This is a genomic window from Ruminobacter amylophilus (genome assembly GCF_900115655.1).
GTDB lineage: Bacteria > Pseudomonadota > Gammaproteobacteria > Enterobacterales > Succinivibrionaceae > Ruminobacter > Ruminobacter amylophilus.
In genome coordinates, this window is sequence record NZ_FOXF01000004.1 from 102,096 (window position 1) to 126,073 (window position 23,978).

A 23,978-nucleotide genomic window follows, 5' to 3' on the forward strand; every position below is an offset into this window, starting at 1 on the left:
GCCCGCTTTCTCCCTGCATAAACAGCATCACTTACCGGAATTCTCAGCAAAATCCTCAGGATAACGCTTATTGTCTGAAGTCCTGTCCCGTTCTTTCAGATAGCTGATTTTTTTCTGAATATACTGCTCATAACCGCGGTCGTTGGGCACGTACCATTCCATGTGTCTTATTTCAGGAGGAAGGAAACACTCCCCGGCGGCATATGCTCCCGGTTCGTCATGCGCATACCGGTATCCCTGATGATATCCGAGATTTTCCATAAGTTTGGTCGGAGCATTTCTCAGATAAATCGGAACATCGTAATCAGGATTTTCCTTCACGAATTTCAGCACGCTGTTCCATGCGGTATACAGAGCATTGCTTTTCGGAGCCACCGCACAGTACACGGCAGCTTCGGCTATGGCCCTTTCACCTTCGGCCCTGCCCACTCTTTCGTAGCAGTCCCAGGCGGCAAGAACTATGCCCATGGCGTGAGGATCCGCACTGCCGATGTCCTCTGAAGCAATTGCCACCAGTCGTCTGGCCACATACAGAGGGTCTCCGCCGCCTGCCACGATTCTGGCAAACCAGTAAAGTGCGGCCTGCGGGCTTGAACCTCTTACCGATTTATGAAAGGCACTGATTAAATCGTAGTAGTCATCACCTTTCTTATCATATCTTGAAATCTTCTCACTGCCGATTGAAGAGAGAATCCTCATGGTTATGACCTTCTGATTCTCCTTGTCAGGAACTGCCGAACCGGCGGCAATTTCAAGAATGTTGAGAGCACGTCTCGCGTCACCGCCGGACATTACGGCAATGGCATCCAGTGCCCCCTGCTCAAAAACCACGTTGTCGTTCTTAAGTCCTGCCGGACTTAAAACCGCCCTCATGATAATCTTTTCGATATCGCCTTTGGAAAGAGACCTGAGCACGTAAACCCTGGCTCTTGAAAGAATGGCGCTGTTAAGCTCAAAGGACGGATTTTCAGTTGTGGCGCCGATAAAGATAATCGTGCCGTTCTCGATGTACGGCAGGAAGGCGTCCTGCTGTGATTTATTGAAACGGTGCACCTCATCCACAAACAGAACGGTTCTGTAGCCGTTGGAAAGATTATGCTCAGCCTTTTCAATGGCGGCACGAATCTCCTTCACGCCGGAGGTTACCGCACTCAGACGTTCCACCCTGGCGTTGACAGCCCCCGCGAATATTTCCGCAAGCGTGGTTTTACCGACACCCGGAGGTCCCCACAGAATCATGGATGAACAGCGGCCGGCGGCCAGATCTCTTCTGAGAATGCTGTCAGCTCCAAGAATATCATCCTGTCCTATGAAATCCTCAATGGTACGGGGACGCATTCTGGCGGCCAGCGGTTCATGTTCTTCCCTGAATCTGCTGCCCTTTGCTCTGGCGTCCTCTTCAAAGAGATCACTTTGACCGTTGATCATCTACGGTTACTCCTTCCGGAATGGCGTATTTGAAATCAGACGGCGTAAGTTCGGAATCCTTAATCGGAGTGAAATTGTAGATACTGTATTTACCGTCGTTTTCCACGAATCTCAGTTCCTTAAGCCCGTTGTCCTGCCCGAAGCTCAGAGACATTGATTTCACGTTTGCATTCTGATTCTTCGGCATCACGGTGAAGCTGTCCATTGATCCGCGGGTCACACTGTATTCATTCCAGAGTGATTCATCGTCTGAAATGACCAGCATCAGAGGAGATCTGTCAAGCTGCTGACGGAAACTGTAGATGGTTACCTGTTCCAGCATTTCGTCATAGCTGTAAACATCGCTGCCGTCCGCCACAATGGTGCTTGCATCCGGTTCCACGGTATCCATTCTGAAATAATTAGGTCTCAGGAGAAAAAGCTGGCCGCTCTGTTCCTGCAGCACCCTGTTGTCGGCAGAAAAAACGGTCTGCGCAAAGTTGACGCTTAATGATTTTTTCTCAAAAATCATCTTATGAAGAACTTCTCTGTCACCTGCGACAGCTTCTGAAGTCAGCCCCAGTACCAGAGCCGCACCCAGAATATATTTTAAGTGTTTAACCATATTCATCAATCCTGATTTACAGATGCCAATATGATAAAAATTTTTTGAGCCCGTTGCAATTGTTTTAACAGCAGGTTCAGACGAAGACGAAACAACCGCACGCAGTGATATAGACCGCTTGTCCATGCCGAAAGTTCACCATATACATGCATCCATGCATGTATATCCGCCATCTGTTCATATTAAACCGCGCCGCCGTACAGGACGAAGACGGTTAAGATCCATGCATGTTTCCTCTCCTGCAAAAAAGCCCCGCAACTGCGGGGCTCTGTATGATATATCGGATAATCGTTTACGGTCCGTTAGAAATCAACAAGGATTTCTCTGATACCGGTCTTGCCTATAGGTGCGGAAATAATGCCGTTTTCCTCCAGTCTGTCGGCGATGCGGCTGGCACGGTTGTAACCTATGGCGAAATGACGCTGAATAACCGATACGCTGAAGTTCTTGTTGGCTCTCTTGAGTTCACCGCAGAATTCAACGACACTGTCATACATGGCATTATCGCTTGCTGATGAAGAAGATGAAGCGGAACCGACGGAACCGGCGGCACCGGACATGTCTTCTTCCTCGCCGTAGCTGCTGATCATGTCGACATACTCAGGCTTGCCGCGCGCACGCCATGCATCGGCAAACGCGTTTACCTCCTCATCGGAGATGAAGGCGCCGTGAGCACGCTTGGTAACGTTGGTACCGTCATTGAACTTAATCAGCATGTCACCGCGGCCGAGAAGTGATTCAGCACCGATTTCATCAATGATGATGCGTGATTCCATTGATGACTTAACCTTGAAGGAAATCTGGCTTGGGAAGTTACTCTTGATGATACCGGTAATAACTTCCTTTCTAGGAGACTGTGTGGCAAGGATAAGATGGATACCGCAGGCTCTCGCCTTCTGAGCCAGACGGGCAACCAGACTTTCAAGCTCACCTCTCTGCTTTGCCTTCTGCATAATCAGGTCGGCGAATTCATCGATAACGATGAGGATGTAAGGAAGAGGCTTAAGTGCCGGAGCTTCCATGTCCATGCTGTCTGAAGGCTTCCAGGTAGGGTCCTTCAGAACCACGCCCCTGGCGATGTTGCTGCGGATGATTTCATTGTAGTTGTCAATGGCGCGCACACCGATTCTTTCAAGAAGCATGTAACGGTGATCCATTTCGTCACAGGCCCACTTCAGCACGCCCATAACCTTGGACATGTCGGTAATGATAGGAGTGAGCAGATGCGGAATGTCACGGTATACGGAAAATTCCAGAATCTTAGGGTCAACCATGATAAGTCTGAGCTTATCCGGGGTAAGCTTCATCAGCAGGGAAACCAGCATGGTGTTGATACCTACTGACTTACCTGAACCTGTTGTACCCGCAACCAGAAGATGCGGAGCCTTGGTCAGATCGTAAAGCACAGGATTGCCTTCAACGTCCTTGCCGAGACATACGGTAAGATTACCCTTGGCGTTTCTGAACACTTCTGATTCAAGAAGTTCTCTCATGTTTACGGTGTGACGATCGCTGTTCGGAATTTCAATACCCACATAAGCGGTTCCGGGAATGGTAGGAATCACGCGGGCGGACGGGACCAGCAGACTTCTGGCGAGATCCTGACTCACACGCTGAATCTTGTTGAGCGGGGTAGTGCCCAGGTCAATGAAGAAGCGGGTTACTACCGGACCGGTCTTGTAAAGCTTTACTCTCTTGCTCTGACCGTACTGGTCCACTACTGTTTCTTCAGCCACGTGAGCTTCAATGCGATACTGTTCAAAAGCGTTGTCCAGTCTGGTAATCATAGCCTGAATATCTGCTTCCCTGGTGGCCTTCTGAGCGGTAGGAGCCTTGAAAATCGCCGTGCTTGGGAAAGTTGAAAGCTCTTCGCCGCTGTCATATTCATAATGACCTGACTTATATCTGATGGCATCAGGAAGATCGTCATGGCTTACGAATCTGGCGCCGTCACCGTTTCTTTCGGTATCCCTGTTCTGCGGAGCGGCTGCAGGTGCTGAAGACGCGCCGTAATTCTCACCGGCGTTCGGCTTGTTCACGATGGTAAAGCCGGCAGGAATCGGTTCAAGACCTTCAGGGCTGTGCTGAATGGTTGCAAAATCAATTACGTTGCCTGAAGCGGCTTCCCTGTCGTTAAAGCTGGTGGCATACGGAGATATGCCGTTTTCACCGACTGCTCTCAGAAATTCTTCAGTTCTGGAATCTGCATCGTCACCGCGGCTGCCGCCGAATGCGGCTCTTTCCTCGTCTGCATAAGGATTGTAGCCTGAGGATGCTTCATGTACCGCTTCTCCGAGTGAGCGGCCGGCATGTTCACCGTCAAAACCGCTGAAATGAGGTTCAACACGTTCAAAACCTGATTTTTCAGGCTGCGGACGGGAGGTGATTTCAGGATGTCTTTCAGCGGCCTCGTCATTCTTGATGACAAAGCTGCCGGCACCGTCAGGATTGAGATTGGTTAAAGAGGCATCCCTGTCGGTTGAGGCTTCAAGATTCACGTCAGCGGCACTGAGATTTGCCGGAGCCTCTTCATTAACGATTCCGGCTGTTTTTTCCGGAGCGGTGTCAGCGGCGTTTTCCTGACCGTGAGGAGGAAGAACGTAGGAGCTGGCATATTTTACCGGTTCGCCGAGAGTGGTAGGCTCGCCCTGTGCGGTTCTGAGCACGCCGTCGGCAGGAGGAGTCACCCTTTCCGGAGTCTTGATTGGTGAAGGTCCCGGAGCAGCATAGGATGAGAACCTGCCGGTACCGGTCTGAACCTGAGGTTCAGGAGCAGGAGCTGAAGGAGGCAGTGATGCTGATTTGAAATCGGCAGGCACGTCACCGGCCATGCTTCTTGCCACTTCAGGAATTACTGAAGCGGAAGCGGCCGCAGCCATTTCAGGATGAGAGGCGGCAAAGGTTGCCCCGCCGCAGTCTTCGGCAGTAGATGATGAAACCCCGTTTCCTGAAGAAACCAGACCGTCTACGGCTGAAAGATCCAGAGTAGGTTCGATTCTGTCACCGTCATTCAGCGGCTGAGCCTTTGCCTGGGCAGGAGCCTGACGCTGGATGTCAGGATTGGCGGAGCCGAGTCCCGGAATTGACAGATCATCACTCCTCGGTGCGATGTTAGGCTTAGAGAAGTCCACCAGATCATCGGGAACGGTGATGCCGTCATCTGCCGGTGCGGCCGTATCCGCCGCAGGTGCCTGCTCAGTTACGACTGCAGGATCAGGAGTCTTTTCGAGGGGCTCAGACTGAGCCATAAGCTCTTTAGGAACCTCGATACTGACCTTTCCTGAATCCTCATCAACCAGATTAAAGGAGATATTGCCGTCGTAGTTTTCCTCATCCTCGTCGGAATATAAACCGTCGGCACTGCCTGAACGACCGTTGCCGCCTCCTCTGAAGAGCTCTCCGAGGTAGGCCATGCTGTTGCGAAAATCAAATACGGCCAGCACAATGGCTCCCACGGCACCGCAGATGGCTGACAGAGACCAGCCGGTGGCACAGATTATACCGATGATAAGGAGCACTATGTACATGAGAATGGCACCGTTATAGCCCATCATGGCATAAAGCTGATCGAAGCAGATTACGCCCAGCTGCCCTCCCCCTGCAAAATCGTCACCTTCCAGAAAAGATACCTTGGTGGCAAGTGAACACAGGGAAACAATCACCAGATTGAGTCCGAGAATACGCACTCCGGCAATGCCGAAGTTGTATCTGAGAATGCTCTGCCCTCTGGCAAGCAGAATATTGCCTACGTAAAGCATGAGGAACGGCAGAATATAGGCACATTTGCCGAACCACTGGAACATGGTTTCGGAAACCCTGGCTCCGAAATAGCCCATGGCATTACTGATGCGGGTATGGTTGGCGATATCCGGACTCCAGTTGTTGTCGTCGGGATTATGGCTGAGCAGCGCACACAGTAAAAGAATAAATAAAAACAGAAGGAGTATAAAGATAATTTCCTTTAATATACCTTTGGACAAGGTATCTGGATTATTACCGCTAGAAAACAAAATACACCACCTTTAAATCTGAATTCTTATAAGAAATATCAGAAACACAACATGCAATATATCAGTAAAAAACATTAAACCACGGTAATTATAAATGAATAAACGATATATAACAATTTTGAATATATAATTCGATTGAATTTAAGACTGACTTTTCAGATCAGGCCGGAACACCGGCCTGATTTTTAAGATTCATGTCACAAAATCAAGAGACTGAACATAAAATAAACAGCACAAAATTGCCGAAAAAGAGCATAAAAAACAAAAATGCCTGAAAGAATCAGAGGATTTCCTTCAGGCATCATGACAGGAAGCGGTTATTCAATGCTGTCGAGAACCACCGAAGACTGAATTTCGGCTATCCCCGGCTGGGCGGAGAGTTCCGAGCGCAGAAATCCGCTGTATTCATCCACGTCCCCTACCCTGACCTTCAGAACGCAGTCAAAGGCTCCGGTGATGAACATGCATCCGAAAATCCGCGAATTACCGTTCACAAAACTTCTGAAGGATTCCACGGCTCCCGGAACACGCCTGTCGAATTTAACCATCACCAGAAAAAGAACCGACTGTCCCAGAAGACTGTAGTTGAGTTTGGCAGTGTAGCCCGTAATGTATCCGGAATTCTCCAGGGAACGGACACGCTCAAGACAGGGGGTCGGACTCAGACCTATCTTTTTGGAAAGATCAACATTGGAAATGCGGCCGTTGTTCCGCAGTTCACTGAGTATTTTCAGATCCGTTTCATCCGGCGCCTTGACATGCCTGCCGCCGCGTCCGAAATCAAGTCCCCTGACTGAATCCATGTTTTTGTCCATATGCCACCTGCCTGCCGCGGCAAAGTCCCCGGGGATCCGCCGCGGCTGTTACACTCCACTACACTTCTTCCGCCTCTTCCTCTTCGGCTTTCTCTTCTACCGGAGCCTTCTTTTCGGAAACCAGCACCAGTATGGTGTGACTTGCCACATAGTAGAAATGACCTATGCGCTCCATCTGCTTCGGATCATTCCGGAAATCATCAGGAGACGGCAGAGAGGTATCCACTATTCTGAGCCACTTGAGGTTGTGGTTGCTCGGCACGTTAGGAATCTTGATGTGCAGACCTTCCCAGTAGGAGTTAATGAACATGTAGTAATATGAATCGGATGATTCTGAATATACGCACATGCCGATGGAATGAGAGGTCGGAGACCAGTCCGGCTGGTAAGGTTCAACACCGTGCCAGGTCACCTGGTTCTTTTCAATGGCCTCGGCAAGATTTCTGATGGACAGCTTGTCCTTGTCCATGCTGCTGCCGCGGTTTACGCGGTTGGCAATCAGCTTGCGGGTAAACTGGAACATCTCTTCGGCACGCTTGGATCGGTTCCAGTTGAGATAGCTTATCTCGTTGTCCTGACAGTAGGCATTGTTGTTGCCCAGCTGGGTTCTCAGCACCTCATCCCCCATCAGAATCATCGGTGTGCCCATGGCATACATGGTAAGCAGCATCATGTTCTTTACCTGACGCATGCGCAGAGCCGTGATTTCCTTATCATCGGTTTCGCCTTCAACACCGTAGTTTGAGCTGAAGTTGCAGTTGTTGCCGTCATTGTTGTGCTCACCGTTGGCTTCATTGTGCTTCTGGTTGTAGCATACCAGATCCCAGAGGGTGAAGCCGTCATGACAGGTGATGAAGTTGATGCTCTTCTGCGGGTCGTCATCAATGTTGCGGTAGATGTCCGGACTGCCGAGGAGACGGTTAACCAGACGGTGAATCATGTTTTCATCACCGCGGATGAAGCATCTCACGTCATCGCGGAACTGACCGTTCCATTCACGCCACTTCTTGCCGGCCATTCTGCCCACCTGATAAAGTCCGCCCGCATCCCACGGTTCGGCGATAAGCTTGATTTTGGCAAGACGCGGATCCGTCGCGATGAACAGTGTGGTCGGAGGATCGTTTAACGGCTCGCCCGAGGTGGCGCGTGACAGAATAGAGGCCAGATCGAATCTGAAGCCGTCAACATGCATTTCCTCGGTCCAGAAATGCAGACTGTCCAGAATCATTCTCTTAACCATCGGATGGCTGGAATTGAGCGTATTGCCGCAGCCGCTGTAGTTCTTGTAGCGCTGACCTTCGTCAAGAATGTAGTAGGCGTTGTTGTCCAGTCCCTTGAATGAATAGATGGGACCTGTATCTCCGCCTTCCGAGGTATGGTTGTACACCACGTCAAGAATAACCTCTATTCCCGCCTTGTGCAGCGCCTTCACCATGTCTCTGAACTCATCCAGGGGACCGTACACGTCCCTGCGTGATGAATACTCTCCGTGAATGGCGAAAAAGCCCATCGGACTGTAGCCCCAGTAGTTGTTCTTTCCCGGAGAGGCGTCGAATCTGTCAAACTGGAAAACCGGCAGAAGCTCGACCGCGTTGACTCCGAGTTCCTTGAGATAAGGAATCTTTTCGATAACGCCCCTGTAGGTTCCGCGGATTTTATCCGGAAGTCCCGAACTTCTGTCCTTGGTGAAACCCGCCACGTGCATTTCATAGATTACGCTGGAGGTCTGCTCGGTATTGAGACTCTCGTCGTTGTTCCAGTTGTACCTGTTCATGTCCACAACCACGTTTTTGGCACAGAACATCACGTTTGAACCGACAAACTGGTTGAAGGTACGGTTGTAGTTGTCAGGAAAGACTATGCGCTTTCCGTATGGGTCAAGAAGAACCTTCTGAGGGTCAAACAGCATGCCCGGACGGTTGTGCAGAACCTCCTTGACACGCCAGCCGTAATGCTGACCGTCTTTAAGTCCCCTGATGAAGACATGCCAGTAGTAAGAGCTGCGGTGCTTGGCAGCAGTGAGTTCAATAACCTGAGGTTCATCGTCGTTGACATCCTTGAAAAGGAGCAGCTCCATAACCTTGGCATTGCGACACCAGATGGCAAAGTTTACGCCATGTTTTTCAATGGTAGCACCCAAATCACGACAGTGACCGCCCAGTATATCTTTTTTGTGTATCATAAGAAACCTGCTTTATCATCAGGGACAGTCGCCCCGACTTTCATTCGTTTGATGCAAAATCCCGTAAGAAATACTTTCAGTTTTATCGCTTGTTAGAAAAATCAGCTTTGTTTTGAACTATTTTCCGATTCCGCGACGTCCGTTCATCAGTCCCATGGTCATCGACTGCGAAATCATCGTGAGTGCGGGGGATGCCGATCCCCGATACTCCGTTCCTTTACAAATGTTTATTGTTCATGTCTTATGAAGACATGCTTTATTATTTCTGTCTGTTTAAATTCTTATATATGTTTTTCTTCTGACATATGGTTTTCAGTATCTCAGGTAACGCCTACCGCCGGGTCCTGACGGCGGCTCCGGGTGTCAGACATCGTGAACGGCCTCCGGATCACGCATGAAAACCTTTACAGTTAGAATTTTATACTATAAATATCCAAAAAAGAAAATAATTATACAGTTACAGGCCACTTTGCTTACTTTATATTCTGATATGTCGTTCCTATCTAAAAAAACAGGGCCGTATCAGCCCAAATAAAGCAATAAAATAAATACGCATCCGTTTAAGATATAAAACAGAAACGTTCAAAATGTAGTATTTAGACAAAACGTCCGGAAAATTCCGATCCCGTAAAAACGCCTAAAGTTCATGATCTCCTTATTGCCGGTTCGGAAGAAAAACAGGATTAAATTTTATTCTCAAATGATTTTTTTACTGTAGAATGAAATTATGAATCACGGAACAGGTTTTCCGTATTTTTCCACTCCATGCATAAAGGACACAGCACATGACCATAACCGGTATCAGTCACGGACGGCACCGCGGATTTTTCAGAATATCCGGAAAAATTCTGCTTTCCCTGTTAATAACCTCTCTTTTTCTGACTGCCCCGGCCGAAGCGGCAAAACACCGAAAGAAGGCCGTGACCTCCTACAGCTATTCCTGCACCATTATCCGTGTTTCAGACGGAGATACGGTAAAATGCCTCGGCAGTGACAGAAAAGCGCACAAGATAAGACTGAAGAACATTGATGCGCCGGAAAAGTCTCAGCAGTACGGTCAGGAATCCGGCGGATATCTCCGGGGACTGGTTTTAAGGAAGAAGGTCAGCGTGACAACCTTCGGAACGGACAGATACGGACGTGAACTGTCCGTTATCCACGTGAACGGAATCAACGTGAATCAGAAGATGGTCGAATCAGGCAACGCCTGGGCCTTCCGCCGCTACCTTTCGGGAAATGAAGCCAGAATTTATACCGGACTTGAAGCATCGGCCAGAAAGAACCGCCGCGGCCTGTGGAAATATCCGAATCCGACGGAACCTTCAGTTTACCGCCATTCAAAAAAGGCAAAACGCAGAAAATAACACTGTCATCAGTCCCGGCATAAGGTACAATATCCCGACAGCCGCGACTGGCATTACATTAAGAGGAATCGGGCTCCCTCCCCGGATCAGAGTTAAAGAAAATGAGGAGGAGGTCCGGCAGCATGAACATGGCCCGAACAAAAACCATTGAAAATCTTTATATCTGTGAAAAGCCGTCACAGGCAAGGGATCTTGCCAGGGTACTGAATCTCGGCACGAAGCACGATTACCACATCAGCAATCCGGCCGATACGGTGGGAGTCACCTGGTGTCTCGGTCATCTTCTCGAGCTTTATCTGCCGGATGAATATTCGGAAAACTGGAAGCACTGGAATCTCGGCACCCTGCCCATTGTTCCCGAAATCTGGAAATACAGGGCAAGACTTGCCAAAAGAAAACCGGGATCCAGGGCCGCACCCAGAAAGGATCCTGAGGTTACAAAACAGCTTCAGGCCATTAAGAAGCTGATAAATTCCGCCTCCCTCATAACCATCGCCACCGACTTCGACCGCGAGGGTGAAGCCATTGCCAGACTGGTGCTGGACGAATATGCGGGATACAGAGGGCCGCTCAAACGCCTCTGCCTTACCGCTCTTGACGACAAATCCATCAGAAAATCCCTGGCGGCCGTAAGGGACGGAGCCGACACCTACAATCTGTATCAGGCGGCTCTCGCCCGCTCCAGAGCAGACTGGCTGGTGGGCATGAACCTCTCCCGTCTCTTTACCGTCACCGCCAGTCAGAACGGAGCCAGAACGGTTCTCAACATAGGCAGGGTCACCACCCCTACCATAGCCCTGGTGGTTCAGAGACAGACCGAAATCGAAAACTTCGTTCCCCGTCAGTACTATGTGCTGAAGGCCGAAATGAATTTTGCCGGATGCACCTATACGGCAAAGTGGGAACCGAAGGATGAGGCACTTGATGCCGGCGGTTATGTAACGAATCCCGAATACATGAAGGAGCTGATGAACAGACTGTGTCAGTCTCAGTTCGTGGTGGAACAATACACCTCGGGAAACAAAAAGCAGAAGGCGCCTCTGCCTTTTGACCTTACCACTCTGCAGCAGTTCGCCAACCGCAGATTCGGATACACCGCCAAAAAGACTCTGGACATTGCCCAGTCTCTTTACGAAAAAAAACTTACCACCTATCCGCGAACCGACTGCAGATATCTGCCGGCCTCAATTCATGATGAGGCCCCGGAAATTCTGGCGGCCTGCGGCAGCGACGGACATTTCAGCGCCTTTACCGGCGAAATAGATCCGTCCGCCCGTCATTACGCCTTCAACACCGGCAAAGTAACGGCGCATCACGCCATTATTCCCACATCAGTACCGATTTCCGGACAGAGAATCAGTTCCGATGAGATGAACATCTACAACCTGATAAGAAACTCCTTTACGGCGCTGTTCATGCCTGAAGCGGTATTCAGACAGGCAGCCATAACACTGGTGGCGGACACCGAACATTTTCATGCTAAATCAAGTGAACTTACGGTTCCGGGCTGGAAGGCTCTCTATCTGCCGAAAAACAGGGATGACGCCGCAGACTCCGATAAGGAGCAGTCCGACTACAAGAAGCCGAATGATGAGCAGGAAAGCGGACCGAAAGAGGAAATCAACCGGGTTCTTCCGGTTACCGAAGAAGGAGACGTGCATACGCTCATCATGCTTCATCCTTCCATTGAGACCACCAGACCTCCGGTACCGTTTACCGAAGCCACGCTCCTCGGAGCCATGGAAAACATTTCAAGATACGTGACGGATCCCGAAGACCGAAAGATTCTGAAGGAAACCGACGGTCTTGGAACTCCGGCAACCAGAGCCGACATCATAGGCAATGCGATTGCCCGTTCCTATCTTTATTATGAAGGCAAATATATTCTGCCGACGGAAAAAGGCACCTCAATGATTCATGCCCTGCCCCAGATAATCAAGGATGTGGGCGTAACCGCACGCTGGGAGAAGGGACTTGAAATGATTGCAACAGGAACCATGGACTACGAAAGATTCATGTCGCACATTACCGGCTGGATAGGAAAAATAATCGAAGACAACCGCAATATTCCGATACATATCGAGGAGAGCACCAGACAGTCTGCACCGGCGGCTGCAGGAAGATATTATGCAGGAAAAACCTCGGGAAGAAAAAGAGCCGGAAAAACATCAGGACGATCTTCCGGCAGAAAAGCCGCCCGAGGCTCAGGAACCTCATCCGTGAAGACCGTAGCTGCGAGGAAACGCCGCGGACAGACCGCCTGACGGAAAATTCCGGATAAGACGTAGAGACACGGTTAAAAAACGGCAGACGTTTTTTTGGCAGATTATCCGGTCAGTCCGGCTTTTTCAGATATTCCTTCACAAAATTCTCCATGGCGTCGCAGTCTTTTTTTTCGGTGCAGATCCCTCCGAACTGAAGAGGACCGGCCGATCCGTCCGCCAGGAATACCTGAATGCTGTCGCGGCATATGTAATGATAGACAGGCCTGCTCCTGACATACAGAGTACTCGGTTCTGAACAGCTGTTTGCGGAAAGGATTTCCTGAATGTTTGTCATGGTTAACTGACGGGTTCTGCCGAAATCCAGAATCTCCACAATCCTCAGGCTGTCATCATCCATATACGTCACGTTGCCGTCATTTTCATAAATGACGTTCCACTGAGCCAGGGCAGAAGCTGACCACAGGAGAAACGGAACCGCCGTCAGCAAAGATATCATAAAAAATTTCCGGTATTTCATTGTTTTTCTCCGTGTCACTTTTTCTCCGCGGACATGGTCCCGGTCTTTCGGCATCCTTTTTCGGAATTTAGGGAACAGGCACGTTCAAAATACCTGCCGGCTTCCGCGAACCTTTCATTCTCACTGTACAGAAGCCCCAGTCTGTAGCATCCTTCCCCGTCATCAAGATTGCAGGCAAGTCTCAGATATTTTTCCGCCTCAGCAGTATTCTGCGCATCAGCATGAAGCCCCGCCATTCTCAGACACCCCGACTTTTCTTCAAGTGAGCATGATCTGTCATAAAACTCACCGGCCTTTTCAATACTGATTTCCGCCCCCCTGCCGTTTTCATAAAAATTTCCAGCCATGGCACAGCCGGCACCTGACTCTTTTGCGCAGGCCAGACTGTAATAATGAAGAGCTTCCCCGTCATCAGCCCTGGTTCCCCTGCCTTCCTCATATAAACCGCCGAGTCCCAGACAGCCTTCACCGTCTTCAAGCATGCAGGCCCTGCGAAAATACATCAGAGCCCTGTCATTGCTCTGAATCCCTGATTCTCCGGTTTTATACAGCATTCCCATGCGTTCACAGCCTGAACCGTGGTTGAGATCGCAGGATTTTTCATAGTATCTGCTGGCATCCACCATGTTCTCGTGTTTTCCGGTACTGCTGAACAGCTCGTAATAGTGCCTGCCGATTCTGAAACAGCCTTCACCGTCTTCAAGCATGCAGGCCTTATCATAGAATTCCAAGGCTCTGGATTCACTTAAACCGACCCCCAGTCCGTTTTCCGTAAGATACCCTATTCCCGTGCATCCGGGACCGAATTTCATATCACAGGCAAGTCTGTAATTTTCTCCGGCCTTAAGATAATCCGTCTCAACTCCGCTGCCGAACTCGTACATGGCACCTATGTAGCCGTATCCGGATCCGTGATGAAGTTCCACGGCACGCAGGTAGTATTCCTTTGCTTTTTCAGGATCACCGTTTCCTCTGCTCAGGCCTTTCTCCATCAGATAACCGTAATCCGCACACCCCTGTCCATTCCCCAGTTCACATGCGTGACTGTAGTAGAAAGCAGCCGTGCCGTTCTGATAACGAAGTCTGGGATCTGTTTCATAACGTCTGCCCATGGTGACGCAGGCATCGTAATAATCAAGACTGCATGCTTTACTGTAATAAAGAAGCCCCATAATGATACTCTGGTTTATACCGATTCCCCGATCATATATTTTACCCAGACGGTAACAGCCCTCACCATCTGAGAGACTGCAGGCCTTGTCGTAGAAAATTCTGGCGCCGGAATATGAAACTGGCTGCCCCTTACCCTCATAAATCATGTTTCCTGTTTTCAGGCAGCCTTCCGGAATCCTCAAGCTGCAGGCCTGTTCGTAAAGAGATCTTATTTTTTTATGATTTCCACCGGGCAGCAGTCCCTGTTCATAGTAGGTTCCCAGTCTGACGCATCCTTCTCCGTTTCCGTTTTTACATCCGGTCTCATAAAAAGCCCCAGCCCGGACATAATTCTTTTCCACGCCGAGTCCGGAGCCGTAGAGGTCACCGAGATTCACACACCCCATGAACTTCTTCGCAGTACAGGCTTTTTCAAAAAGAGCTTTTGCCTTCACCGGGTTCTTATCCAGAAAGAGGCCGTCCCGATAATAAGTTCCAAGAGTATTGCATCCGTCGGCACTGTTCATCTCACAGGATTTTCTGAAATATTCCAGGGCGCGTCCGTGATCCTTGCCCACGGCATTGCCGGTGGCATACATTTTCCCCATATATGAACAGCCGTCGCCGTCACCGAGCCTGCATCCCTTGTCATAATACTCCAGGGCTCTGTCATAACTTACCATGTTCGCCACGCCTATCACGTAGAGATGTCCGGCATATGTGCATCCGGCAGCGACATTCTGCTCGCAGGCAGTCATGAAATAAACCCTGGCTTTTGAAAACTGTTCTACTGTTTTAGCGTCTTTTACGGCCTCATCCGCGACAAAATCAGATTTTCCGGGATTCAGGGCGTTGTAAATATCACGCCCTTTTATTAAGCAGTCCGTACCGCTGCGACAGTCCGCGGCCGATGCTTCGGCAAATACCGGAACAAATGCAGCCAGAAGAAAAACAGCACCTTTAAAAAACAATCTTGAATGCATCATCATGAAAAAAACCTGCAGGATTCGGAAGACGGCACACCTGAGCGCTCACTCACGCCCGGCCTCAGTCTCCATGAAAACACCTTTCCGACAGATGACTCAAGCCTTTGTCACACATGCGTCCGGCGGTGATCATAGCACCTGAAGGAAGATGATTTAAACAGCCGGATGTCCAAACCGTGAGTAATAAGAAAAAAAGAAGTTTTCAGGCACCATTCGTCAGACATCCGGCAGTAATATGTTGTTTCCTTAATACTGTATTTTTGCAGTCAAATAAAATATAATATCTGCCGGCAGCACGCTACAGCCGGTAAACGGTGTTTTACCCCTCCCGCAAAAGGTGCCGGACGCATTCCGGAGCCCAGGGCAGACGGCGTGCATATCGGATTTTTTATTAAAAAACCTTAGGTGACAGCGTAGGTTCTTAAATCTTCAGGACACTATTATCGTGAAAATAACCGTATTATTAAGCGGCGGGCTCGACAGTTCAACCTGCCTGGCACTGGCAGTCAGCCGGTATGGTTCCGACAACGTGTCGGCCTTATGCATACATTACGGACAGAAACATGACAGGGAAATAAACTCTGCCAAAGCTGTAGCTGATTACTATAAGGTAAACCTTACAATCATGAATCTGGCGGAAGTATTTGCCGGATCCAACTGCTCGCTGATGAAGAATTCCTCCGAAGCGATTGAACACCGCAGCTATGCCGAACAGCTCAGGGACATCGGCGGAGCCGGCATGGTAAGCACATACGTGCCTTTCCGCAACGGCATCATGCTTTCCGTGGCCGCCGGCATGGCACAGATACACGGCTCATCCGAGGTATGGTACGGAGCTCATCTCGATGACGCGGCCGGCAGGGCATACCCCGACTGTTCCGAAGAGTTCGTGAAGCATATGGGTAACGCCATTAACGAGGGAACCGGCGGAGAAATAAAACTCTACGCCCCTTTCATCAACAGGAACAAGGCCGACATCGTGAAAATCGGTCTGGAGCTGAAGGTTCCATACGAACTGACCTGGAGCTGTTATGAAGGCGGAGAAAAGCCGTGCGGGACCTGCGGCACCTGCATTGACCGTCTCAATGCCTTCAGGCTGAATAATGCCGTTGACCCGCTGATGGCCGAATAGCCGCCTGCGGTTCAGAGAATAAACAAAGAATAAACACAGTGCAGCGGAAAACAGACCGGTAGCCGCTGCCATACCGGAGCCAGAACAAATAATGTATAAGGTAAAAAAGCGTATTGTCGTCAGCGCGGCCCACTTTCTGACACTTGATTACGAAAGCAAGTGTTCCTCTGTTCACGGACACAACTGGGTGATTGACGTATATCTGAAAAGCAGAACCCTTGACCAGAACGGCATGGTCATGGATTTCTCCCATATCAAAAAAGTGGTAAAGGACGCCCTGGACCACAAGCTTATCAATGATGTCATCAGGGTAAACCCTACCGCTGAAAACATCGCCTACTGGATCTGTCAGCAGCTGCAGCCTTTCTGCTACAGGGTTGACGTTGAAGAAAGTCCTGACAATACCGCCTCATACGAAAAAGATGAACAGCAGTAATTCAGCCGCCGTATTTCCGGTAAACGAAATCTTCGCTTCGGTAAACGGGGAAGGAACACTTTCCGGTGAGCTGGCCGTATTTGTCCGTCTGTGCGGCTGCAACCTCCGCTGCACCTACTGCGACACCTCGTACGCATGGGATTTTGACGACAGAAGGAATATGACCGCCGGGGAAATTCTGGAAAAGGTCAGATCCTTCGGCTCCATCCGCAACATTACTCTGACCGGCGGTGAACCTCTTTTTCGCAGAAACGCGGAAGAGCTTCTCGAAGTTCTTACCGCCGCAGGTTATCTGGTGAACATCGAAACCAACGGTTCTGTAAATCTCGGCCGTTATCTTGAGCTCCCCTGCGCTTCCAGACTCATTTTCTGCTGTGACTACAAACTGCCTTCAAGCGGTGAAGAGGAGAAAATGGACACTGACAATCCGGGACTTCTGCGCCCGAATGACGTACTGAAGTTTGTCATCGGTTCAGAGGAGGATTTTAACCGCACTCTTGAGGTCATCACGAAATTCAGACCGCAGTGCTTCATCTATCTTTCCGCAGTGTTTGGCAGGGTTGAACCGAAGGAAATCGTTGCAAAGCTCCTTTCATGGACCGAAAAAACGGACACCTCAAAAATCAGGGTTCAGCTGCAGATGCACAAATACATCTGGGATCCGAATCTCAGAGGCGTGTAATCACCTGCCGTTTCATTATGACTGAAGCAGCAGGAGACGGACCTTCTTATCCGCTGTTTCAGCCATCTGCAGACAGAACAGGAAAACGCTGATATCTTCTCTTACCTGACGGCAAATACAATTCAGTTCTCGTTTTGAACTTTTTTTTAATTTCCGGAGAACTAAACCGTCAGTTTCTGTATCATAATAGTAAGTATATACATAATAATTAATGCGGTTTCGTACGCCTGCAGGATATAAGTCACTTTTCTTTTTTCCGTTAACTTCTTTTTATCCAGAAACCTGACAGCAGGAAGGAGTTTTAAATGAAAAATATCGCAAAATGTCTGGCCGTGGGTACTGTTCTGGCCTTTGGCTGCATGACGGCAACAACCGGATGCACCAGTTCCGGACAGCATCTTTCCAAATACCGTGATCTTAATATCCGGATGAACTACTCCAACACCTTTCATCTGCAGCCTGCGTCCAGAATTCCCGAAACGGTTTACGTAAACCTCAGGGATCTGTCAGGGTCCGGACTTGACAGCGTATTCTCCTCAAAGCTGATTCCGAGAATATCCTCTCAGCCGAACATGGCGATTACCTACTCCGCAGCCGATGCCGACATCATCATTTACGGAACCATCTCCTCGGCTGATTCGACAAGCAACGGTTCCACCGGCGGCGTGGTTGCCGGCACCGTCATCGGCGCGGCAACAGGCGGCGTGATTGCGGCCACCAACAACTATCATCCCGGACTCAGCATTCTGCCTATAATTCTTGGACTTGTAGGTGCCGGTGTGGGATATGCGATAGATGACAGCAATTCCATCGACACACTGATGTACAGTGCCGACATTGAAGTAAGACAGAAGAACGGTCTTCGGGACTATGACACCTACCAGACCACCATTACCGTTTCCGGTCAGCAGCTGAACATGAACAAGATGCAGGCAACGAATCAGATGTTCGAGCATGTATCAGAGGGGCTGTCTCAGCTTATAAGTCATTAACACATGCGCCGTTCCGCCGTTATATTCTTCCTCTCTTTTCGGCCGGACGGCTCTTTTACACTCGGCATGAATCATGGCAGGATGGAATCTAAAAAACGGCACGATTACGGATTACAGACCGACGGAGGATCATATCTGGTCTCTGTTTAATTACGTTTTTTCAGAATCATGCTCCAAAAGAAACACCTATAAGTTCGGACTTATCAAATCACTTCTGGACAATGCCTTCAACGGAAGTGAACGCAGCGAGGGAATTTTCTTTTCCTACCGGCAGCTTTTTGCCCGTTTTGCCGAAAACTACTGGAATCTGGTGGTTAAATATGATCTCAGACAGATGAAGCCTGACGGCAAATCAGTATACTCAAAAGTGGAAACCATTCTTAAGGAGGCCGTCGGCAGTGAATCACTGCTGAGCTTTCTTGAGTTCAGTTCTCTTGATGAAATCAGACTTGAATCAGTCATCAGGAAGGTAACCGATGAATGCAAGAAATACGTCATCGGCGCCCTCTACAGTGATTTTGACGGCATTATCTACTCCTTTGACCTGAAGGATGCGGGTCTTGTCCTGAACCGTACGGTTTACGAGTTCATGCTTAAATACAAGACCGAACTGGAAAAACTGAACTATTACTCCTGGGCCAAATTTCTGGAACGCGTAAATCAGGACAGCATGGTGGTTCGCGTACTGGATAAACTGGAACTTGCCACTCCAAAGCGCAGCGACCTGTCATTCTACCGTGAAATACTCAGAAAGGAATTTGAGGAAAACACCTGCTTCTACTGCGGCAGAAAACTTAAGGATACGGGGATTCACGTTGACCATTTCATCCCGTGGTCCTTTGTCAAAGACGATAAGCTCTGGAATTTCGTACTGGCCTGTCCGACCTGCAACGAAAGAAAGAACAACCGCCTGCCTGACAGGGATCTGCTGCTGAAAATCGAAGACAGAAACAGAATCATCATGCAGTCGGATGACATCATTGTCAGGAATGATTTCGCATGCTATTCCGACGACCTGCTGGACAGAATGTGGCAGTACGCAAGACTCAGCGGTCTGAAGGAATATTCAGGAAATCTCAGACTCTGACTTTCACGGGAAAGCATCTCTTAAAACAGGAGGCTCCGCACCTGCGGAGCCTCTGTTTTATACCGTCATGGTGAAAAACCCGTCAGTTACTGCTTTTTGGTTTTAACCTTCGGACTTGAATCAAAGTAATCAAGAATCACGCTGGTCCGGTTGTACATGGAGGAATTTCTCATGCTCGGGAAATACTTTGCGGCATCCCTGAAATAAGTGTTGGCGTAGAACAGCTCCTCCTTCCTGTGACTGGCTATGAAACTCTCATAATAGAGCATGCCGAGATTGTAGCAGGCATCAGCATACTGCAGGTCACAGCCTTTTTTCATGTAATCGGTGGCTTTTAAAACCTGAAGTCTGCCTGATGCGTCCCTGGTTTCGATATAGAATTCCCCCAGGAAGCTGCAGGCATCAGCAATTTTCTGTGAACACTGATGAGTAAGCTGCGCCAGCATTCTCGTTACGGACGGTTCCATGTTCTCGTCAATGACCATGTCTTCCTCAGGACCTAAAACCGCCCTGTTAAGATTGTTCTTTAAGGTAAAGAGAAGATAGCTCGGCGGAAGCCCGAGCTTTCTGCAGGCCGGCTCATCCCTGTATGAGCATCCTCTTCTTACGTAAATCAGAGCCTGACGGTAATCGTTCTTAACCCCCAGACCGTATTCATTCATGTAACCGAGATAAAAACAGGATGACGCCTCTCCCAGATCGCATCCGTCGTCAAAGAACTGATATGCACGGTTATAATCGATGTCTGAGTTCTTTCTGTTAAGATAAGAACTTCCGGCATAGAAACAGGAGTTGCCGTCCCCCAAGGAACAGCCCTTTTCAAAAGCGGCCATGGCGGCTTCCATGTTCTTTCCCGCGGAATTACCGGTGTAATAAAGAGCCCCCAGCTGACCGCAGGAGAACCCGCTGCCGGAGTCACAGCCCTTTCTGTAGTTTTCAAAAGCAAGTTTAGGGTCGCGCGCCAGAAATTCACCGTTGTAATGGAACAGTCCTTTAAGGTCGTACACGTCGGAAAAATCAGAATCTTCCGATTTTTTCAGATAATCATAGGCAAGCTGTCTGTCTCTTACCACACCGTATCCGGTGTAGTAAATCATGGCAAGTCTTGAACAGGAAAGTTTATCTCCGAGATTACAGCCCTTCTCATAAACCTTTGCCACCTTTTCAGCTTCCTTTGCGTCAAAAACAAACGACTCCATGGCAAGTCCGGTACTGCCGCAGCCCGCCGGAATCTTCAGATCGCAGGCCTGACCGTAGTAGAAGGCCGAACGTTTTCTGAGCCTCCTGTCAACCTCATCAAAAGGATGATCGCACAGATCCTCCTTAATCAGAAAGTTTGCCAGCTCTCCGAAGTAATGGATGTCTCCCAATCGGATGCATGCCTCGCTGTCCTTATGACTGCAGTCACGTTCAAGTGTCTTTATAATGAGATCGGCCTTGTCCGAATGCTTATCCAGAGAACCGTAAAGTACGGATCTGTCCAGCTCTTCGGTTATTTCGGAAAAGTCACTTAAATAACCTTCACGAAGCGTAATGCTCTTACAGTTGGATGCCTCGGCCGAACCGGTCATGAAAAACGCAGCGCACAGCATCATGGCACTGCAGGAAAACAATCCGTAAAATCTTCTTTTTCTGCTACTAAAAACTGTCTGATAAAATCCGGTTGAATTCATATCTCAGCCACCTTTTAACCCGTTCTTGCAATGATTGAATCAACAAAAAAACAACAGTATCTACAGAACCGCTATCTTAATTATCTCAAACTGACCAAAAATGTTAATAACATTTAAAAAATTATAAGATTAAACTCATATATTATTTTTATTAAATGTTAACTATTGTAAATCTCCGTGTAATGACCTGGAAGGACAAGCCGTGACCGCATTCTGAAAAACACACCGTGAGAACGGAACACCGTGTTTATCTTTTACGCCTGAACCGATGATGCTTATGCCGAAAAAAAAAAAACAGCCCGCCGTCAGTTCTTACGGCTGACGGCGGGCTGTTCTCACCTGTTACTTAATGAACCTGATTTCCATCAGTTCTTTAACAGTCTCTTGATGTCATTCTTGCTTCTTGGAGCACCGCGGAGAACCTCTCCGTCGATTACGAATGCAGGAGTACCGCTTACGTCAAGTTCACTGGCTGCATAACGGATATCGGCAAGAACCTCCTCAACATCCTTGCTTTCTGACAGCTGCTTTACTTCCTTCCAGTTGAGATCAAGTGATTCAACCAGAGCCTGGAGTTCAACCTCGTTGCTCAGACGTGAATTTCTGGTCATCAGTTCATTGTTGTACTTAACGTACTTTGCCTTGTCCAGATTGTAGATGGCCACACCGATCCTGGCTGCGGTACTGGAAATTTCCGAAAGGATAGGAAATTCCATGTAGATGTATCTGGTATCACTGTTTTCCTTCAGCAGATCAATGAACAGAGGCTTGGCCTTCTTGCAGTAGCCGCAGTTGTAGTCGAAGAATTCAATAACGGTATGCTTGGCCTTGGCAGGACCTGACTGAGGGAACTGTTTGTTGCTGATAATTTCCGCAATCATCTTGTCCTGCTTCTGCTTCTGAATTTCCATCTGACGACGCTTTACGTTGTCTGAGGCTTCAATTAAAACATCTGGATTATTCACAATGTAATCATGAACGATTTTTTCAATATCACTCTTTGAGTATTCCGCAAAAGCCGGAGCTGATAAAACGGAAGCCAGAACCAAAGAAGTACACAAAGTGCGGAGTTTCATAAAATAACCTTAAATGCAATGGTTGAACATTATTCAAGTCACGTTCCCGCCAGACGCTCATTCCGCCTGAAAAGGCCGTAACACGATGGTTGATTATAGCAAAAAATCGGGTATAAACACGTTTTCGCGATCTATTAATCACAAAAATTGAGATATATACACGGATCAGTACCTGAAGCCGGCTCGAAGTTTTTTCACGCCTGTTCACGGCGTATTCCGAAGGACTTCCGTTTCATCATGATACTCTCTTTTCCTCCGGCGGCAAACAACTGAATATTCAGATGAAAAAAATGCCCTCAATATCGGTTTTTCTGATGTATACCGGCTTAATTTATTGTAAAATATCACACATTCTCAGGGCGGGGTGAAAATCCCCACCGGCGGTGACAGCCCGCGAGCCTTTACAGGTAAGATTCAGGTGAAAATCCTGAGCCGACGGTTACAGTCCGGATAGAAGAGAGTAGTTTTCTGCTTTGTTTTATTGCAAACAAATTAGCCCTGACCTACGTAAAAAATTATGGAGAGTCAGATTGTGAGTCAGTGTAACTTATTAGAGATTTTTGCAGACACACCGGAAGAGCGCGTAGAACTTGCATTGCAGGCCATGCGTGAAGGCAACGGTGTACTTGTTGTAGACGATGAAAACAGGGAAAACGAAGGCGACATCATTTTTGCAGCCGAAAAAATGACTGAAGCCCAGATGGCCATGATGATTCGCTACTGCTCAGGTATCGTATGTCTGTGCATGCCTGAAGAAAAAATGAAGCAGCTTGAATTACCTCAGATGGTAAGCAACAATACCAGTTCATACGGTACCGCCTTCACCATCACCATTGAAGCCGCAAAGGGCGTTACCACCGGGGTAAGCGCACACGATCGTCTTACCACCATCAAGGCTGCCATCAATCCTGATGCCAAGCCTTCAGACCTCAGTCATCCCGGTCACGTGTTCCCGTTGACCGCAAAGACAGGCGGCGTGCTGGTTCGTGACGGTCATACCGAAGCATCAGTGGATCTCGCAAGACTTGCCGGTCTCAATCCGAGCGGTGTTCTCTGCGAACTGACCAATGATGACGGCACCATGGCAAGACTTCCGCAGGTTGTGGCCTTCGGTCTTCAGCACAACATGACCGTTGTAAGCATTCTTGATATCGTAGCCTACAGAAAGGCTCACAACGTATAAGTCAGAACGTCCGGTTTATAACGGAGAAGGCTCTTGCCGTGAGGTAAGAGCCTTCTCTTTTTTCAGGTTTTATGGCTCAATCATTAATTTTATGTGATCGCTGATTCCTGATGTACTTCTTCCTACTCGCTCCGTCGGTTGTATAAAGCTCCTGAAGCCTTTTCTTATCAATGTCTTTTACCACGTTTTCACCGAGACCGGTGATTTCTGCCACCTGTTTGTTGGTGTAGGTTCCTTTAGCCAATAGATCTCTGGTATATGTGTGCAAAGGTTCCGTAATCATGTGCCCCTGAGCTTTGAAGGGAATATTCTGACTTTTGGTAGCACCGCATGACGGACAGCGTAACTGATGGTGAGGAAATTCCAGACACGTCAGATGTTCACCTATACTTAAATGACGTATGTAAATGTTACGACTGCTGTTGAGATGCATC

At 48.7% G+C, this 23,978-nt stretch carries 18 protein-coding genes and 1 riboswitch; of the genes, 8 read left to right on the forward strand and 10 right to left on the reverse strand.

The window, feature by feature from the left end:
• Positions 1-27: 27 nt before the first annotated feature.
• The 5 genes from BMY80_RS02050 to glgX form a co-directional block, all read right to left on the reverse strand.
• The gene (locus BMY80_RS02050; RefSeq protein WP_093140515.1) at positions 28-1,428 is read right to left on the reverse strand and encodes a replication-associated recombination protein A; all 1,401 of its coding nucleotides are present in this window, start codon (positions 1,426-1,428) and stop codon (positions 28-30) included.
• On the reverse strand, positions 1,409-2,032 hold the full coding sequence (lolA, locus tag BMY80_RS02055) for an outer membrane lipoprotein periplasmic chaperone LolA (RefSeq protein WP_177178470.1): 624 nt from the start codon (positions 2,030-2,032) through the stop codon (positions 1,409-1,411). The genes BMY80_RS02050 and lolA overlap by 20 nt, the downstream gene beginning before the upstream one ends.
• A 302-nt stretch (positions 2,033-2,334) precedes the next feature.
• Entirely contained in the window at positions 2,335-6,042 is a 3,708-nt protein-coding gene (locus BMY80_RS02060) for a DNA translocase FtsK (RefSeq protein WP_093140521.1), read from the reverse strand.
• A gap of 317 nt (positions 6,043-6,359) precedes the next feature.
• Positions 6,360-6,857, reverse strand: a complete 498-nt coding sequence (locus BMY80_RS02065) for an Lrp/AsnC family transcriptional regulator (protein WP_051621868.1) — start codon at positions 6,855-6,857, stop codon at positions 6,360-6,362.
• A gap of 58 nt (positions 6,858-6,915) precedes the next feature.
• Positions 6,916-9,039 (reverse strand): glycogen debranching protein GlgX, encoded by a 2,124-nt coding sequence (gene glgX, locus BMY80_RS02070; RefSeq protein WP_093140524.1) that lies wholly within the window; start codon positions 9,037-9,039, stop codon positions 6,916-6,918.
• A 785-nt stretch (positions 9,040-9,824) separates the two neighbouring features.
• On the opposite strand from glgX, the gene BMY80_RS02075 reads away from it, so the two are divergent.
• On the forward strand, positions 9,825-10,403 hold the full coding sequence (locus BMY80_RS02075) for a thermonuclease family protein (RefSeq protein WP_093140527.1): 579 nt from the start codon (positions 9,825-9,827) through the stop codon (positions 10,401-10,403).
• 122 nt (positions 10,404-10,525) lie between these two features.
• Positions 10,526-12,667 (forward strand): DNA topoisomerase 3, encoded by a 2,142-nt coding sequence (locus BMY80_RS02080; protein WP_177178471.1) that lies wholly within the window; start codon positions 10,526-10,528, stop codon positions 12,665-12,667.
• A gap of 70 nt (positions 12,668-12,737) precedes the next feature.
• On the opposite strand, the gene BMY80_RS02085 is transcribed toward BMY80_RS02080, so the two are convergent.
• Both BMY80_RS02085 and BMY80_RS02090 read right to left on the reverse strand, forming a co-directional pair.
• Positions 12,738-13,124, reverse strand: a complete 387-nt coding sequence (locus tag BMY80_RS02085) for a hypothetical protein (protein ID WP_093140531.1) — start codon at positions 13,122-13,124, stop codon at positions 12,738-12,740.
• A 35-nt stretch (positions 13,125-13,159) separates the two neighbouring features.
• Positions 13,160-15,286, reverse strand: a complete 2,127-nt coding sequence (locus tag BMY80_RS02090) for an SEL1-like repeat protein (protein ID WP_093140533.1) — start codon at positions 15,284-15,286, stop codon at positions 13,160-13,162.
• 442 nt (positions 15,287-15,728) lie between these two features.
• Here BMY80_RS02090 and queC point away from each other — a divergent pair, with 442 nt between their 5' ends.
• The 5 genes from queC (at position 15,729) to BMY80_RS02115 (ending at position 19,612) form a co-directional block, all read left to right on the forward strand.
• Positions 15,729-16,415: a 7-cyano-7-deazaguanine synthase QueC gene (gene queC / locus BMY80_RS02095; protein WP_093140535.1), complete on the forward strand. Its 687-nt coding sequence runs from the start codon at positions 15,729-15,731 to the stop codon at positions 16,413-16,415.
• Between the two features lie 91 nt (positions 16,416-16,506).
• Complete coding sequence (queD, locus tag BMY80_RS02100; RefSeq protein WP_031579336.1) at positions 16,507-16,851, forward strand: 6-carboxytetrahydropterin synthase QueD; 345 nt, start codon at positions 16,507-16,509, stop codon at positions 16,849-16,851.
• Positions 16,838-17,533, forward strand: coding sequence for a radical SAM protein (locus BMY80_RS02105; RefSeq protein WP_093140537.1), 696 nt, complete (start codon positions 16,838-16,840; stop codon positions 17,531-17,533). Before queD ends, BMY80_RS02105 begins: the two co-directional genes overlap by 14 nt.
• Positions 17,534-17,838: 305 nt before the next feature.
• Positions 17,839-18,525 carry a complement resistance protein TraT gene (gene traT / locus BMY80_RS02110; protein WP_093140539.1) on the forward strand — a complete coding sequence of 229 codons (687 nt, stop codon included), beginning with the start codon at positions 17,839-17,841 and terminating at the stop codon, positions 18,523-18,525.
• Positions 18,526-18,598: 73 nt separating this feature from the next.
• The gene (locus tag BMY80_RS02115; protein WP_031579339.1) at positions 18,599-19,612 is read left to right on the forward strand and encodes an HNH endonuclease; all 1,014 of its coding nucleotides are present in this window, start codon (positions 18,599-18,601) and stop codon (positions 19,610-19,612) included.
• Between the two features lie 86 nt (positions 19,613-19,698).
• Here BMY80_RS02115 and BMY80_RS02120 read toward each other — a convergent pair whose 3' ends face one another.
• Together BMY80_RS02120 and BMY80_RS02125 are read right to left on the reverse strand one after the other, a co-directional pair.
• Positions 19,699-21,285, reverse strand: a complete 1,587-nt coding sequence (locus BMY80_RS02120; protein ID WP_093140541.1) for a tetratricopeptide repeat protein — start codon at positions 21,283-21,285, stop codon at positions 19,699-19,701.
• 365 nt (positions 21,286-21,650) lie between these two features.
• Entirely contained in the window at positions 21,651-22,361 is a 711-nt protein-coding gene (locus BMY80_RS02125; protein WP_093140543.1) for a DsbA family protein, read from the reverse strand.
• Between the two features lie 346 nt (positions 22,362-22,707).
• A riboswitch (FMN riboswitch) is annotated at positions 22,708-22,827 on the forward strand.
• A 51-nt stretch (positions 22,828-22,878) separates the two neighbouring features.
• Here BMY80_RS02125 and ribB point away from each other — a divergent pair.
• On the forward strand, positions 22,879-23,544 hold the full coding sequence (gene ribB / locus BMY80_RS02130; protein ID WP_031579342.1) for a 3,4-dihydroxy-2-butanone-4-phosphate synthase: 666 nt from the start codon (positions 22,879-22,881) through the stop codon (positions 23,542-23,544).
• 76 nt (positions 23,545-23,620) lie between these two features.
• On the opposite strand, the gene BMY80_RS12180 is transcribed toward ribB, so the two are convergent.
• Positions 23,621-23,978, reverse strand: a 358-nt coding sequence (locus BMY80_RS12180) for a hypothetical protein (RefSeq protein WP_093140545.1), incomplete at its 5' end; no start/stop codon positions are given.

Coding starts and splice junctions, on each gene's coding strand:
- BMY80_RS02115 (WP_031579339.1), top strand. CDS start 18,599: ATGGCAGGATGGAATCTAAAAAACGGCACGATTACGGATTACAGACCG.
- BMY80_RS02120 (WP_093140541.1), bottom strand. CDS start 21,285: ATGAATTCAACCGGATTTTATCAGACAGTTTTTAGTAGCAGAAAAAGA.
- BMY80_RS02080 (WP_177178471.1), top strand. CDS start 10,526: ATGAACATGGCCCGAACAAAAACCATTGAAAATCTTTATATCTGTGAA.
- traT (WP_093140539.1), top strand. CDS start 17,839: ATGAAAAATATCGCAAAATGTCTGGCCGTGGGTACTGTTCTGGCCTTT.
- lolA (WP_177178470.1), bottom strand. CDS start 2,032: ATGGTTAAACACTTAAAATATATTCTGGGTGCGGCTCTGGTACTGGGG.
- BMY80_RS02105 (WP_093140537.1), top strand. CDS start 16,838: ATGAACAGCAGTAATTCAGCCGCCGTATTTCCGGTAAACGAAATCTTC.
- BMY80_RS02050 (WP_093140515.1), bottom strand. CDS start 1,428: ATGATCAACGGTCAAAGTGATCTCTTTGAAGAGGACGCCAGAGCAAAG.
- BMY80_RS02125 (WP_093140543.1), bottom strand. CDS start 22,361: ATGAAACTCCGCACTTTGTGTACTTCTTTGGTTCTGGCTTCCGTTTTA.
- BMY80_RS02085 (WP_093140531.1), bottom strand. CDS start 13,124: ATGATATCTTTGCTGACGGCGGTTCCGTTTCTCCTGTGGTCAGCTTCT.
- BMY80_RS02065 (WP_051621868.1), bottom strand. CDS start 6,857: ATGGACAAAAACATGGATTCAGTCAGGGGACTTGATTTCGGACGCGGC.
- ribB (WP_031579342.1), top strand. CDS start 22,879: ATGGAGAGTCAGATTGTGAGTCAGTGTAACTTATTAGAGATTTTTGCA.
- BMY80_RS02090 (WP_093140533.1), bottom strand. CDS start 15,286: ATGATGATGCATTCAAGATTGTTTTTTAAAGGTGCTGTTTTTCTTCTG.
- queD (WP_031579336.1), top strand. CDS start 16,507: ATGTATAAGGTAAAAAAGCGTATTGTCGTCAGCGCGGCCCACTTTCTG.
- BMY80_RS02075 (WP_093140527.1), top strand. CDS start 9,825: ATGACCATAACCGGTATCAGTCACGGACGGCACCGCGGATTTTTCAGA.
- glgX (WP_093140524.1), bottom strand. CDS start 9,039: ATGATACACAAAAAAGATATACTGGGCGGTCACTGTCGTGATTTGGGT.